The sequence below is a fragment of the Paenibacillus sp. GM2FR genome (assembly GCF_002803325.1).
Taxonomy (GTDB): Bacteria; Bacillota; Bacilli; order Paenibacillales; family Paenibacillaceae; genus Paenibacillus_AQ; species Paenibacillus_AQ lautus.
Genome location: NZ_MKZM01000008.1, coordinates 2,487,613 through 2,501,419, shown reverse-complemented (window position 1 = coordinate 2,501,419; position 13,807 = coordinate 2,487,613). Strand labels below are relative to the sequence as shown.

At 48.1% G+C, this 13,807-nt stretch carries 12 protein-coding genes; 8 read left to right on the top strand and 4 right to left on the bottom strand.

All coding sequences use genetic code 11. The annotated features are described in order from the left end of the window. The first annotated feature begins 32 nt into the window (after positions 1 to 32). From sigJ to PAEVO_RS11210, 4 genes are all read left to right on the top strand, one after another. Positions 33 to 893, top strand: a complete 861-nt coding sequence (gene sigJ, locus PAEVO_RS11225) for an RNA polymerase sigma factor SigJ (RefSeq protein WP_100537614.1) — start codon at positions 33 to 35, stop codon at positions 891 to 893. 258 nt (positions 894 to 1,151) lie between these two features. Continuing rightward, positions 1,152 to 3,221 carry a catalase gene (locus PAEVO_RS11220; RefSeq protein WP_100537613.1) on the top strand — a complete coding sequence of 690 codons (2,070 nt, stop codon included), beginning with the start codon at positions 1,152 to 1,154 and terminating at the stop codon, positions 3,219 to 3,221. Positions 3,222 to 3,477: 256 nt separating this feature from the next. Further along, complete coding sequence (locus PAEVO_RS11215) at positions 3,478 to 4,761, top strand: histidine--tRNA ligase (protein WP_100537612.1); 1,284 nt, start codon at positions 3,478 to 3,480, stop codon at positions 4,759 to 4,761. A 195-nt stretch (positions 4,762 to 4,956) separates the two neighbouring features. Next, entirely contained in the window at positions 4,957 to 6,744 is a 1,788-nt protein-coding gene (locus tag PAEVO_RS11210) for an ABC transporter substrate-binding protein (protein ID WP_100537611.1), read from the top strand. 52 nt (positions 6,745 to 6,796) lie between these two features. On the opposite strand, the gene PAEVO_RS11205 is transcribed toward PAEVO_RS11210, so the two are convergent. Together PAEVO_RS11205 and PAEVO_RS11200 are read right to left on the bottom strand one after the other, a co-directional pair. Continuing rightward, positions 6,797 to 7,003, bottom strand: a complete 207-nt coding sequence (locus PAEVO_RS11205; protein ID WP_100537610.1) for a hypothetical protein — start codon at positions 7,001 to 7,003, stop codon at positions 6,797 to 6,799. A gap of 155 nt (positions 7,004 to 7,158) precedes the next feature. Next, positions 7,159 to 8,082: a cation diffusion facilitator family transporter gene (locus PAEVO_RS11200; RefSeq protein ID WP_100537609.1), complete on the bottom strand. Its 924-nt coding sequence runs from the start codon at positions 8,080 to 8,082 to the stop codon at positions 7,159 to 7,161. A gap of 262 nt (positions 8,083 to 8,344) precedes the next feature. Here PAEVO_RS11200 and PAEVO_RS11195 point away from each other — a divergent pair, with 262 nt between their 5' ends. After that, the gene (locus PAEVO_RS11195; protein ID WP_100537608.1) at positions 8,345 to 9,448 is read left to right on the top strand and encodes a threonine aldolase family protein; all 1,104 of its coding nucleotides are present in this window, start codon (positions 8,345 to 8,347) and stop codon (positions 9,446 to 9,448) included. A gap of 40 nt (positions 9,449 to 9,488) precedes the next feature. Here the strand turns inward: PAEVO_RS11195 and PAEVO_RS11190 are convergent, their stop codons facing one another. Further along, complete coding sequence (locus PAEVO_RS11190) at positions 9,489 to 9,902, bottom strand: hypothetical protein (RefSeq protein WP_100537607.1); 414 nt, start codon at positions 9,900 to 9,902, stop codon at positions 9,489 to 9,491. Between the two features lie 249 nt (positions 9,903 to 10,151). Continuing rightward, positions 10,152 to 11,432, bottom strand: coding sequence for a transcriptional regulator (locus PAEVO_RS11185; protein ID WP_100537606.1), 1,281 nt, complete (start codon positions 11,430 to 11,432; stop codon positions 10,152 to 10,154). Positions 11,433 to 11,811: 379 nt separating this feature from the next. Between PAEVO_RS11185 and PAEVO_RS11180 the strand changes: the two genes are divergently transcribed. The 3 genes from PAEVO_RS11180 to PAEVO_RS11170 all read left to right on the top strand — a co-directional run bounded on the left by PAEVO_RS11180 (position 11,812) and on the right by PAEVO_RS11170 (position 13,807). Then, positions 11,812 to 12,102, top strand: coding sequence for a CD3324 family protein (locus tag PAEVO_RS11180; RefSeq protein ID WP_100537605.1), 291 nt, complete (start codon positions 11,812 to 11,814; stop codon positions 12,100 to 12,102). Between the two features lie 245 nt (positions 12,103 to 12,347). After that, positions 12,348 to 13,220 carry a phosphotransferase family protein gene (locus tag PAEVO_RS11175; RefSeq protein ID WP_100537604.1) on the top strand — a complete coding sequence of 291 codons (873 nt, stop codon included), beginning with the start codon at positions 12,348 to 12,350 and terminating at the stop codon, positions 13,218 to 13,220. 50 nt (positions 13,221 to 13,270) lie between these two features. Beyond that, positions 13,271 to 13,807, top strand: coding sequence for a GrpB family protein (locus tag PAEVO_RS11170; RefSeq protein WP_100537603.1), 537 nt, complete (start codon positions 13,271 to 13,273; stop codon positions 13,805 to 13,807).

Here is a 13,807-nt window from a genome sequence, read left to right as displayed (position 1 = left end):
GCAATCCTGCTTGAAAGGGATGAAGAAACGGCATGTTAGAGCTGTATGAGCAGTATAAGGGGCTCCTGTTTCATCTTGCATATCAAATGACCGGAACGGTGTCGGACGCAGAGGATGCGGTACAGGATGTGTTCGTGAGAGTTCAAAGTCTCCCCCTGGGGCAGTTGGAGGAGCCCAAAGCGTATCTGTGCAAAATGGTGACGAATCGCTGTCTTGATGAGATCAAGTCAGCCCGAAAGCGAAGAGAGCAGTACTACGGCCCCTGGCTTCCGGAGCCGATTCCGCCGTCTTATATCGAGTCCTTTGAAGCCGTCGAGAATCATGAACTGCTCTCTTATGCCATGCTGGTTCTGCTGGAGCGGCTGTCTCCTTCGGAGCGGGCCGTATTTGTCTTGCGGGAAGCGCTTGGATTCGATTATCCGGAAATCGCCGGACTCATCGATAAAACCGAGTCCAACTGCCGCAAGCTCATGAGCAGGGCGAGAGGAAAGATGGGGATCACGGAGGACGATCTGATTGGCGTGGGGTCTATGGCAGAGGAATGGGTGAGCCGATTCTTCACGGCCCTTTCCGAGGGAGATGCCGAATATGTCCTGACCCTGCTAGCGGATGATGCTGTGCTGCTCTCCGATGGCGGCGGTAAAGTAATTGCAGCTGCAAGACCAGTAGAGAGCAAGGAGCGGGTTACCCGTTTCCTCATCGGCATTCTTCACCAAGCGCAGCTGGAGGATGGAGAAGCTCCGGAGATCGAGGTAAGGGAACTGAACCATCAAACCGCTGTTATTTTCCGTCAGGGAGGAAGTGTCACCGGCGTTATCTTTGTCAATATTCGCAACGGATTGCTGCAAAATATTTATATTGTGAGGAATCCGGATAAACTCGCGGGGATTTAAGCGTTTGCTTGAAAATCGTTAAAGTACAATTAGAGCAGCCTACCTCTAGGGAGGGGGCTGTTTTTTTACTGGAGACAGGAGATGCATGAGCGAAACCCAATCGAACGGTTAGATGAGCTTTTCATGAAGGAAGTTTGATCCTGGATTCGTATTCCAGTATGCAGGGTAATTACATTTCGGGTTCGCAAGCGGATCTGTTACCAAGTGCATTTTCGTCAGGCACTCATCTACTACCTACATACCAGGAGGTTCCGACAAATGGACAATTCAAACGCCAATTCGAATGCTAACAGCAGCCACAACAAGACGAGCAAGGACCAACAGCTGGAACAATTCACGGTAGACAATGACGGTAAGGAACTGACAACCAATCAGGGACTTAAGGTCTCTGAGGATGAACATTCGCTTAAAGCGGGCGAGCGCGGTCCGACCTTGATGGAGGACTTCCATTTCAGAGAGAAGATGACGCATTTCGACCATGAGCGGATACCGGAACGAATCGTCCATGCCCGCGGTTTTGGGGCTCATGGTTATTTTCAGCTATATGAATCCATGAAAGATTATACAAAAGCCAAATTTCTGCAGGACCCTTCCGTCGTCACGCCGGTGTTTGTCCGATTCTCCACGGTTGCGGGCTCCAGGGGATCAGCCGACACCGTCAGGGACGTGCGCGGCTTCGCAACCAAGTTTTATACGGAAGAAGGGAATTATGATCTTGTTGGCAACAATATGCCGGTCTTCTTCATACAGGATGCCATGAAGTTTCCCGATTTCGTTCATGCTGTCAAGCCTGAGCCGCATAACGAGATCCCGCAAGCGCAGTCCGCCCATGATACGTTCTGGGATTTTGTCGCTAACAACTCGGAAAGCGCGCACATGATCATGTGGGCGATGTCCGACCGATCGCTTCCGCGAAGTTTCCGAATGATGGAGGGCTTCGGCGTACATACCTTCCGTTTCGTGAACGAAGAAGGACAAGCGCATTTCGTGAAGTTTCACTGGAAGCCCGTGCTCGGCACACATTCCCTTGTATGGGATGAAACGCAGAAGCTGGCAGGCAAGGATCCCGACTTTAACCGCCGTGATCTATGGGATGCGATCGAATCAGGAAATTATCCGGAATTTGAGTTTGGTGTTCAAATGATTCGGGAGGATGAAGAATTCAATTTTGGTTTTGACATCCTTGATCCGACCAAGATTTGGCCCGAAGAACTCATTCCCGTCAAAATCATCGGCAAGATGACGCTCAATCGCAATACGGATAATTTTTTTGCGGAGACGGAACAGATTGCATTCCATCCGGGACATGTCGTACCCGGAATCGATTTTACCAATGATCCGCTTCTGCAAGGCCGCTTGTTCTCCTATACCGATACCCAGCTTTCCCGGCTTGGTGGACCCAATTTCCACGAAATTCCGATCAACCGCCCGATTGCACCGGTTCATAACAATCAGCGTGACGGGATGCACCGTATGACCATTAATAAAGGACCAGTCAGCTACCACAAGAACGGTATTGCCGGTAACACGCCGAAGCCGGTTCCAGTGGAGCGCGGCGGTTACGAGCATTACACCGAGAAGGTGGAAGGACGTAAGGTGCAGGCACGCAGTGACAGCTTTAAGGATCATTTCAGCCAAGCGGCCCTGTTCTGGAACAGCATGTCTGAGGTCGAGAAGCAGCATATCGTATCCGCGTTCCAGTTCGAGCTTGGTAAAGTGCTGCGAAAGGAAATTCGCCAGCAAGTCGTCGATCTGTTCGCGAACGTTGACAGCGAACTTGCCACACGGATTTCGGAGGGCATCGGAACCATGCCTCCGCAAACCAGCGGCTCCGCTTCCAGCGACTCTTCTCCGGCACTGAGCATGATGAATACCGTGAAGCTCCCGTTAACCCGTAAAGTGGCGGTGCTGGCAGGTAACGGATTCACGGACGAACTGCCGTTTGTGCTCACGCAGCTGCAGCAAGCCGGCATCATCACCGAGGTGGTTAGCGCGAAGCTCGGCGTCATTCAAGGCAAAGCCGGCGCGGAACTGGAAGTGAACCATTCGCTGCTTGGGGCGGATTCCGTCTTGTTTGATGCGGTGCTTGTTGCAGGCGGCGCGTTAAGCGTATCGGAGCTCCTGGCGGATCAGAAGGTGCTGGATTTCGTCAAGGAAGCGTATCAGCATTTCAAGCCGATCGCAGCCATAGCCGAAGGGGCAAACTTGCTACCATCATCCAGCGGTGAAGGGATCGTGGTTGCTCAGGAGAATGAGGATTTGAAGCCGTTTGGCGAAGCCTTCATTAATGCCATCGCGGCGCATCGCCATTGGTCGCGTACGATCTAAGAATGGATTGCCCTTGAATATATAAAATGATTGCGCTATAATTCCCCTTAATCATTGTCTGAAAAGTGAAGGGGATTACACGATGATGAACATCCAATTCAATCAACTTCATCATCACAAGCAGCGTTAGCACGCCTGTCATTCTACAGGGTGGGCTAACGCTGTTCGCGTTGGCCTCCCTGCCGCATATCCAGCGCGCGGGACCAAGAGGTCCGGCGCGTTTTTTATTTTCATTAGAACGAAAGGATGAGTAGCGATGCAGAACGTAAAAGGAACGTATGATTATTTTGGCCAAGAACAGGCGATCCGAAGAAAGGTGCAATCGACGCTGCGTGAAGTGTTTGAATGCTATGACTATGCTGAAATGGAGACAACCATTCTGAATGAATCGGACCTGTTGTCTTCCAAATACGCAGGAGGGGAAGAAATTCTGAAGGAGATGTACCAGCTGACGGATCAGGGCACGCGACGTCTGGGGCTCCGGTACGACCTAACAATTCCATTCGCCAAGGTGATCGCGCTGAATCCCGCCATCAGCCAGCCATTCAAGCGTTATGAGATGGGAAAGGTATTCCGGGATGGTCCCGTCAAACGGGGAAGATTGCGGGAGTTTCTGCAGTGCGACGTTGATGTGGTAGGGATTCCGGGACCAGAAGCGGAAGTTGAGCTCATGCAGCTTGCAGCCGAAGTGTTTCGGAGACTTGAAATACCGATCATTGTCAGGTGGAACAATCGAAGCTTTCTGGGTGAAGTCCTTGGGGCTATGGGCGTACCGGAAGAAAGGAAAACATCCGTCATGCTGACGCTGGATAAGCTCGATAAGATTGGCAAGGAGGGAGTTCAGCAAGAGCTTGCGGGCAAGGCACTCGCTCCGGAGATTTGTCGTCAAATTCTTGATTTTGTTAATCTCAAGGAGCCGACATTAGAGGAGATAACAAGCAAATACAACCTGGACAATGAGCGCGGAGCACGAGAAGTACAGATCCTGCAAAATATGCTGCAGCGCGTCGGTTTGCAAGATATCTGCGTATTGGATCCGTTTCTTTCAAGAGGCTTGTCATTTTACACGGGAACCGTTTACGAAATCTTTGACGCATCTCAGGGCTTTCGTTCAAGTTTGGGCGGAGGCGGCAGGTATGATGCGATTATCGGTCAGCTCGTTGGACGCGAGGATATGGTTTATCCTACGGTGGGTCTTTCGTTTGGCATGGAATCCATCATGGAGATGATCCGGAGCCGTCCGATTGAAACGAATAAGCCGCTCGTAGTGGTTATCCCGATAGGTGAAACCGTCCCTGAAGGATTGACGGCTGCAGCGGCACTCCGGAATCGCGGAATTCATGCGCGATTGGCGGACAACCGGCGCAAATTGAAAAAAGCATTAGCTTCCGCTTCAGCTGAGAGTATTCCTTATGCCATCCTGATTGGCGAAGATGAAGCGGCGGCGGGCACGGTCCGGCTGAAGAAAATGATGGAGGGCAAGGAGCTTACATTGACGCTGCAGGAGGCGGTTGCGCTTATTACTCAAAGATGTGAATGATGACAGGAAGCGGGGAAGCCCCGCTTCCCCATCTTGGCGTGTAAACTCATTTCCAACAGCTGTATGAAGCCGACATATGGAATGCCTTTGTTCTTTTTTGAATATAATGGTTTTCTACCGAAAAGGGACTCGCGCTCGAAACGATCTCCAAGTAGAATAAAGCGTATAGATGTTACCAGGGGGGAGCGGATTGCCATGCTGTACGAACAATTCTTCATGCTGCATCAAAAGCTTGCTGTTAACGCTCCAGCCAACACGGCTACGGAAGTGACGCTTGAGCAGATCGCCGAAACGCTGTATTGCACAACGCGGAATGCCAAGCTTGTTATACGCAAGCTGGAAGAAAAGGGTTGGATTATATGGAAGGCAGGACGTGGGCGAGGAATCCGTTCCAAGCTTACCTTTGTAGCCGAGCAAGCAGACCTGCTTAAGGAAGCGGCGCAGCAGCTTGCGATAAAAGGGGAATATAAGCAGGCCTTCGAACTGCTGCGTACCTTTGGTCAGGGTATTTACACCCATGATTCTTATGTGGAATGGATGAACGGGCATTTTGGCTTTAGCAAGGAGATGAAAGAAGGGGAAGAAGAAGCAAGGGATTCTCTGCGGCTTCCGGTTTACCGCCTGATTGAAACGTTGGATCCTGCCGAATGCTACTACAGTTTTCAAGCTCACATGGTCCAGCAGATATTTGACCGGTTGGTAATATACGATAATGCAAATGATCAATACCTCCCCGTTATCGCGCATTATTGGAAGAGCAATGAGGATGGAACGATTTGGACTTTTCATCTGCGTAAAGGAATACTATTCCATGACGGTAAGGAATTATCGGCGGAGGACGTGAAATTCACGGTGGAACGTCTGGGACGGGATAAACGAAATGCTTGGATCGTGCGTGAACTGCAGCGGGTAGAGGTGGTGTCCCCTCGTGAGGTTCGTTTTATTCTTAACAAGCCGAATCGGATTTTTATCCGGTTTCTTAGCTCCACTTGCATGTCCATCGTGCCTAAGCATTTGGCGAGCGTCCATGAAGAACAGTTCTGGAAGCAACCTGTCGGAACGGGACCCTTTCGGGTAGAGGAATGGACCGATGAACGGCTGACCATTCATGCTAACCCCCATTATTATCAAGGGCGGCCGCATTTGGACAACATCCACATTATCTTGATGCCGGAAGATGCGGAGCATTGCGAGGTCAGCTGGGAGCGGCTGCTGCGGGATCCGGAGCATGTCAATCATAGCGGTGAGAAACATGCAGTAGATATCATCGAATCATCCGAAGGCTGTACGACTTTGATTACATGGAATATGAAAAAGCAGGGGCCCTATCAGTCCATTGAATTTCGTCGGGCATTCAGCCTGATTCTGAATCGTACCGAGATGATACGCGAACTTGGCGACAATCGGCTTTACCCGGCCAAAGGATTCATTATGGATGAGCAAGCGCCTTACCGTAAAGACCGATATGATCCCGAGCTTGCAAAATCACTGCTGGAACAATCGGGTTATGACGGCTCTCCCATTACCATGGGGACGCTCGTCAATCATATCAAAGACGCCGAATGGGTGCAGAATCAGTGCGCTTCCATCGGGATTCCATTGATCATCCGGGAAGAGAGGATGGATACCATACACCAATCGGATGTGATGAACAGCATGGATTGTATCTTGCATGGTCTGGTTCTTCCAGGTGAAGAAGTATGTTTAATCGAGAATTACGAACAGAAGGGAAGCGTAGTCAAGGAGTTCATGGATCCATCGCTGCATCATTGGGTGAAAGATTGCGTAGATGATGCGCTTGCCAGCGAGTGGTATGAGGAGCGTATGAGTTTGTTATCCCATATTGAAGAGAGGCTTCGGGAGGAAGCGCATGTATCATTCTTGGTTCATACAAGATTTTACGCAAGCTTGGATCCTTCTTATAAAGGGCTTGTCATCAATAATCTGGGATGGCTGGATTTTAAGCAGATTTGGCGAGTATGATTTCTTCTCATAAAAAGAGCAAGCGCAAATAACCGCGCTTGCTCTTTATTTCTTATAAGGATTTCGTGCGGCTTCTTCGGGATCTCCGCTTTCGAAAGAAGCCATAAAGTTTATCGAGAATTCGGGTATTGCTTGTGGTATGCTGCGATTCACTTGCGATCTCGTCATGAATAATGAATCTTCCTTGGCGATCAAGTTCGTCCCATTTAGCTTGCTGGTATTCGTTCAATTTCTCCAGCGTATAATGATCATTGTTCATGTTAACCTCCCTATCAGACATTCGGAATTCGCTGTAACGCCGGTAGAATGTCTTGATACTCTCATTATGGAGGTCAACCGAACTTGTAAAAAGTGTAAACCTCGGCCGCCTTTTTTCCCCTTTTCATGAACTAAAGGACTACCGCAGAGAAGAGATTAGACTTTATGTTCACGATGCGTGATGGTGGAATTCTCAATCTGGATCGTTGAATGCTCGATGTGGAATCGGCTGTCCAGAAGATCGATCGCTTGTTGCAGAATCTCATAACTATTCGCGTCATCCTGGGCGACGAGATGGCAGCTCAAGGAATCGAAATTGGACGTAATCGTCCAAATATGAAGATCATGGATGCCGGTGACCCCTGGAATAGAAAGCAGGGACTTCGTTACTTCTTCAGGGTTTATCGCTGCCGGTGCACCCTCCATCAGAATATGAACGGTATTCTGTATGATTCTCCAGGCGCTCTTCAGAATCAAGATCGACACAAGGATGGATATGATCGGGTCCGCAATGTACCATCCGAAGGCAAGCATCACGATTCCGGCGATGATTGCGCCTACAGAGCCGAGTGCATCACCGATAACATGGAGGTACGCGCTGCGGAGATTGACATTGTTCTTCACATCCCCCGTCCGCATCAAGAACCAGGCACTGAGAAGGTTAGCCAACAGGCCGATAGCTGCAATGAGCATCATGCTTCCGCTAGCGACGGTAGGCGGGTCATCAAAGCGCTGAATCGCTTCCCATACGATAAAGCCGGCGATGACAAACAAGGCGACGCCATTTAATAGTGCTGCCAATATTTCAAAACGATAAAAGCCATAGGTTTTATTCGGCGATGAGGGCTTCGTGGCAAACCATAATGCAACCAGACTGAGCAGCAACGCACTGGCATCACTTAACATATGTCCGGAATCGGATAACAGCGCCAAACTGTTGGTTAGCAAGCCCCCTACAAACTCTAGAATCATGATGCCAAGTGTGATGATGAGGGCAATGGCAAGTCCTTTTTTGTTTCCTGAGCGGGCATGATCATGGTGGCTGTGGTCATGCCCATGATGATGGTTATGATGATGCATAATCGAAAACTCCCTTCGGATCCATCTGTTAGATGTAATCCATAATCATAAAATAATTTACATTATATATAATATGAACATATGCTCATATACAATGTAATCCTTCCGTTTGTTTTTGTCAAGTTTTTCCGGAGAGTCTGCGAATGTGAAAATCATTTTCCACTTGTTCATTTATCTAGTATGCTTGATTAGCGAGATAATTAGATCTCCGAGTGATGATCTTGGAACTAATATCGGTTGTAGAGAAGGAGTGGTATACGACATGGGAGAACAACGTAAATCGATTAGTGAAGCTTATGGCGAAACAGCCTATCCATTGATTGGACATAGCCGCAGGAATCTTGAGGTGCTGCTGGAGGCATTTCGGGATGTGGATGGGTCGCAGATGGGGGATACATACGGCAAAGGCGCCATCATTGAGGAATTTCAGGCGCGCATGGCAGACGTACTGGGCAAGGAATCGGCTGTCTTTTTTCCAAGCGGAACCATGGCGCAGCAGATTGCTTTGCGGATCTGGTGCGATGATGCTGGGCTGAAACGAGTGGCCTATCATCCCCTCTGCCATTTGGAGATCCACGAAGAGGACGGGCTTAAGGAGCTGCATCATATCGAACCGATTCTTCTTGCCGATAAAGAGCGTTTGATCACGCTTGAAGACGTGCAGAGCCTGGATCATGACATTGCTTGTTTACTGCTGGAGCTGCCGCAGCGTGAAATCGGAGGTCAGCTGCCCGATTACGAAGAGTTGGAGGCCATATCGGCGTATTGTCGTTCTCAAGGCATTAAGCTGCATCTGGACGGGGCAAGATTGTTCGAGATCACCCCGTATTATCAAAAAACGGCGGCAGAAATCTGTGCTCTATTTGACAGTGTATATGTGTCCTACTATAAAGGTATAGGCGGGATTGCCGGCGCCATTCTGGCTGGCGGCACCGATTTTGTGGCGAAGTCCAAAGTATGGAAAAGGAGGCATGGCGGGGATCTGGTCAGTCTTTACCCGTATATCATTAGTTCAAGTTATTATTACACGGAAAGAATAGGTAATATGGGCCGATATTACGAGGAGGCTAAAGAGCTTGCAGCTTTGTTTAATTCGTGCGAGGGCGTGAATACGAAGCCTGCCGTGCCCGTATCGAATATGTTTCATGTCCATTTTGAATGGGACAAAGAACAGCTTGAGCCCATTCTGATCGAGGTTTTCCGCGCGACGGGCGTCGGATTGATCAGTTATCTAAACGAAGCAGGGGAAAGTCAATGTTATACGGAAGTTCACATTGGGGAACGGTACGGCAAGACGCCGAGAGAAAGCATTCAAGAAGCTTTTCAATTGTTGAATGAGAAATTGCAGGAAGCTGCGAGCACATGACAAAAGGACCTGAATCAGGTCCTTTTTCATTTGCCTATATTCATCCAATCGGTCCCATATAGACAAGCTCGGACGAATTGGCCGGATGCTGGGCAAGACCAATGATATCACCGGCTCTGGGAATTTGCAGCTTCGATACAAGGGTCTCCAGCGTTTTGGTATATTGGCTTCCATCGTTCTCCGTTACATCCAATTCAAGGATGACAACCGGGTCGAAATTGATCAGCTTCCCGGTATCCCGTACGGTTCGTACTTTAGCGGTGGCCGTTATTGCCAGCGCTCCGGTCGCTGCCAGCTGCGCTTGCTTCGCCTGCTCTAAACTTTGGTTGATGGCATTGCGATGCTCCTTCGGTACAAAACCTTTCATCATCATGCCGGTTAAACCCTTGTTCATCATTTTATCTGCTTTCTCCAGCGCATCCTGCGGACTTTTCTTTTTTCCAAACCATCCCATAAGCTCAGCACCTCGCTAGTTAAATTATTTATAATTCCATGTTACCCGTGGGGTCTGAAGGAGACAATGGTTTGGCAAGGATACAAAACTTCCGGCGTTAGGAGTAAATTAACTCGATACTCCTTCAAAAACTTTTGCCGAATGAAATGGTTTGCGCACTCTTTATCCTGTCACACAGCGAATAAAATGAAGGGAACGGCAAAAGTTTTGCTTGTAAAGCATGCTTTTGTAACCATTTTGGCGCATGAGTTATTTACTTCGAAGCAGGTAGACCAGCTTTTTGTAGTAAGACGTGGACTCTTTGTATTTCCTTGCTTCCTCTGATACCACGGCCAATGCTTCATATAAGGATTCGAGTCGCAATGTAAGCTGATTGGACTCGTAGTACGGTAAACAAGAAAGGGCATACCCCATAAATTCATCATGATGACCGTGAGCCAAGGCCAGCTGGCTTTGGTAGTAGGCTGCCGACATCTCTTGATCCGTTGTCAGCTCTATCGCTTTCAGCTCTTGAATATACTGGGTTACAAGCCCCCACTGCTTTTGAGCCAATGCCAATTCACACCGGTAAATCAATAGAACCGGGCGGAATTGCTGACGTACCTCTACGGCTTCCCGCGCGAGAAGTCCTTCAAAACGGTGGATTTCTTCTTCGGCTTTTTCATGATCTCCCTGCATCGTCAGCATGATGATCCGATTGTTCAAGATGGTTGACACCATGTTCCCCTGGTTTACCGCATAGACCAAATGGGCTTCCGCCATGGAGAGGGTAACCAGCGCTTCCTGATACAATCCCATGGAATAACAATAGCCGCTGTACGCGATGTACAGATCGGATAAGCGGTGAAACAATCGGTCTTCATAAACCCGTCTCATCGTACCTTCAAACACATGCTTGGCCTGGTCATATTGCTTCAAAAATATACAGGCCTCCATCTTGAAGTTTTGGGTGGTCAGCCATAAATCGGTGCCGTCCTGCACATATTCGCTTAACCGGTTCACTTGGCTTAAAGCCTCATGATAGCGGTTCTTAGAGCGATAGAACTGGATTTTATAGAACAGCATCGCTTTTTTCGCGGGGAGCGGGAGCTCAGCGTCGTCGGGACGGCCGTATTTCTCCAGATAAAAATTGAGGTAATTCTGGTGCAGATAATCATGGGATACCGCATCGTTCACTTGTTGATAATAGACCGCCTTCATCAAGGCAGTTGTAAGTTCTACCGTCAGACAGTCATGTCGATCGGGAAGATCGTGTATGCGCTCCTCTGTAACGTGAGAGACCGATTGGGATAATTCTTCAAAGATGCGTTCCGCGGTCTCGAGTGTATCCTTATCGGAATTAGCCGTATGGATTAAATAGGAGGGGGTCACTTGCAAACGCTGTGCCAGATGCCCGGCAAGGTCCTCGGCCAATGGATAACGATCGGCAAGGATGTTCGCAAAATGGGTGGTTGTCACGAATCCCTCAACTAGCTCTTTGCGGGATATTCCTTTTTTCTTGCACAAGAAATCAATTCGTTCTTTTAACACGGGAACAAGCTCCTTAATAACTGGATTTTGGGAAAAGTATACCATGCCGGGCGCGACCTATCTGGACTGATGGTTAAAAGAGGAGCAAGGACCTAGTCACTTGTGAGCGGTGAGTGCGGGTAAGCAAGGAATTTGTTAGAATAGAAAGAAGAAGCGAGTAAATTTTGAATCATCCAATTCGGCGAGGTGAAAATCATGATAGCTCACATTAGAAGCACAACCGTTCAAGTCGTTAAATCAGGCTCCGGGCAAAGCCGCACGGAAATATCGGGCAGACTATTTGTTCGGAGCCTTCTTCAACATTAATTAGAACTGCATTATTTCATGTGTCGGCTTTGCTCACTATTTACACGATTCTATGTAGATAGGAGCAGGGAGAATGAAATACGAGAAAGCACTAGATATTTTACCTGAACACGTAGTCAAAACCATTCAACAATATATTGATGGAAGTTATATTTATATTCCGAGAAAGTCGGAGAACCGGAAGTCCTGGGGTGAACAAACCGGGGTTAAGAAGGATCTGGATATTCGGAATCGCAGCATTTTCAAAAGTTTTTTGCATGGCGACTCCATCCGTGCATTGTCAGAACGATATTATTTAACGGAGCAATCGATCCGTAGAATTATTCGGGCAGAACGAATGAAAGATAGGCGAGATCGGAGATAAATTTAGCAAGACTGTTTATATAGCGTTAGTTATCATCAGGAAAGAGCGGCCAGGACAGGTGTCCTGGCCCTTTCAATTTAGGAGAATAACCTATCAGAAATTTAGAACGAACTGGACCCGACGGAAATGGGAACAGTGTGCCTTGGGTCATTGTAATGCAGCCAATTTGCTCCGTCATGATTTACCATGTTAAGGAAAAGCATTAAAATAGAGGTTATCGACATTGCAAGTAGAAGGAGTTATGCATGAACCCGTCATATACCCGGCGCATACAAGAAGTTTATCCGCACCTAGATATTCAAGACGTTGAGATGAACAACATAGGCCAGAACAACGATGTGTTGATTGTGAATCAGACGCTGGTCTTCAGATTTCCTAAGTACGCGGAAAGTTTCCAAGCGTTGATCAGAGAAACCCAAATATTGAATGGGATCAAGACCAAGTTGACGCTGCCTATACCGAATCCGATGTATGTTTCATTTGACGATATGCAAGTGGGCAAAATGTTCATGGGTTATCCTTTAATCGAGGGTCAACCGTTATGGACAGAAGATTTGCTTTCACACCGGAATTCGGACATCGAGGATAGGCTGGCAGAACAGATGATCGAATTTCTCATTCAACTTCATGCTGTGGAGATCAATGAATGGATCGCTGGCGATAAACAGATTGTAAATGTCCACGAAGAAATGTCCGGATTGTACACTCAAATTCAAAACCTATTGTTTGGTTACATCAGGCCCGATGCACAGGAGGAAATCTCAAGCAACTTCACCGGATTTTTGAACAACCCTGCGAATCATGACATTCGTCCAAGCTGCATTCATGGTGACTTTGGCACGTCCAACATCTTATGGAGCCGGGAGAAAGGTCGAATCACAGGCATCATTGATTTTGGAGGCTCAGGGATCGGAGACCCGGCTTATGATCTTGCGGGAATTCTGTCGGGGTATGGTCAAGCGTTCTTCGATAAGTGTATCGCCATGTATCCGAATGGAGAGCAAATCGCGGAGCGCGTACATTTTTATAGAAGCACATTCGCCTTGCAAGAGGCGCTGCATGGGGTCATTCATCAAGATGCTGAGGCGTTTGAGGCAGGCATACGAGATTTTAGATGAAACATAATCATGGGGTTATACATGATACAAGTACTGGAGGTATCCCATAAATGACACCCAAACCCGTCATCATCGAGGAATATAATCCCGAATGGCCGAAAATGTTTCAGGTGATTCAATCCATATTGGCACAGACCCTTGGTGCTGATGCGCTGAGTATCGAGCATGTGGGAAGCACCTCCATACCAGGGCTTGCCGCAAAGCCAATATTGGATATTGACGTTGTGATCGAATCCATGAAATCGCTTCCGGCGGTCATTGCGAAATTAGAAACGCTTGGCTATAACCATCAGGGGGATTTAGGGGTCGAGGGCAGAGAAGCTTTTGAAAGGAAAGATGAGTATGCCCCATACAGCGAGAAGCTTACATTGAGAATGACCCAGCATTTATATGTCTGCCATCGGGACAGCAAAGAACTATTCAGGCACATTACTTTTCGAGATGCTCTCATTCATAACCCGGAACTGGTTAAAGAATACGCCTCATTGAAAGAAGACTTATCCATAACTTTTCGAAATGATCGGAAAGCCTATACGGAAGGCAAATCTGATTTTATCCAGCGGGTATTGAAGCAAGGTGCACGCTAA

Excerpts from the sequence above, each read along its gene's own strand:
- PAEVO_RS11195 (WP_100537608.1), top strand. The coding sequence starts at position 8,345 with ATGGGAGAACAACGTAAATCGATTAGTGAAGCTTATGGCGAAACAGCC.
- PAEVO_RS11205 (WP_100537610.1), bottom strand. The coding sequence starts at position 7,003 with ATGAACAATGATCATTATACGCTGGAGAAATTGAACGAATACCAGCAA.
- PAEVO_RS11175 (WP_100537604.1), top strand. The coding sequence starts at position 12,348 with ATGAACCCGTCATATACCCGGCGCATACAAGAAGTTTATCCGCACCTA.
- PAEVO_RS11170 (WP_100537603.1), top strand. The coding sequence starts at position 13,271 with ATGACACCCAAACCCGTCATCATCGAGGAATATAATCCCGAATGGCCG.
- PAEVO_RS11190 (WP_100537607.1), bottom strand. The coding sequence starts at position 9,902 with ATGGGATGGTTTGGAAAAAAGAAAAGTCCGCAGGATGCGCTGGAGAAA.
- PAEVO_RS11180 (WP_100537605.1), top strand. The coding sequence starts at position 11,812 with ATGAAATACGAGAAAGCACTAGATATTTTACCTGAACACGTAGTCAAA.
- PAEVO_RS11200 (WP_100537609.1), bottom strand. The coding sequence starts at position 8,082 with ATGCATCATCATAACCATCATCATGGGCATGACCACAGCCACCATGAT.
- PAEVO_RS11210 (WP_100537611.1), top strand. The coding sequence starts at position 4,957 with ATGCTGTACGAACAATTCTTCATGCTGCATCAAAAGCTTGCTGTTAAC.
- PAEVO_RS11215 (WP_100537612.1), top strand. The coding sequence starts at position 3,478 with ATGCAGAACGTAAAAGGAACGTATGATTATTTTGGCCAAGAACAGGCG.
- PAEVO_RS11220 (WP_100537613.1), top strand. The coding sequence starts at position 1,152 with ATGGACAATTCAAACGCCAATTCGAATGCTAACAGCAGCCACAACAAG.
- sigJ (WP_100537614.1), top strand. The coding sequence starts at position 33 with ATGTTAGAGCTGTATGAGCAGTATAAGGGGCTCCTGTTTCATCTTGCA.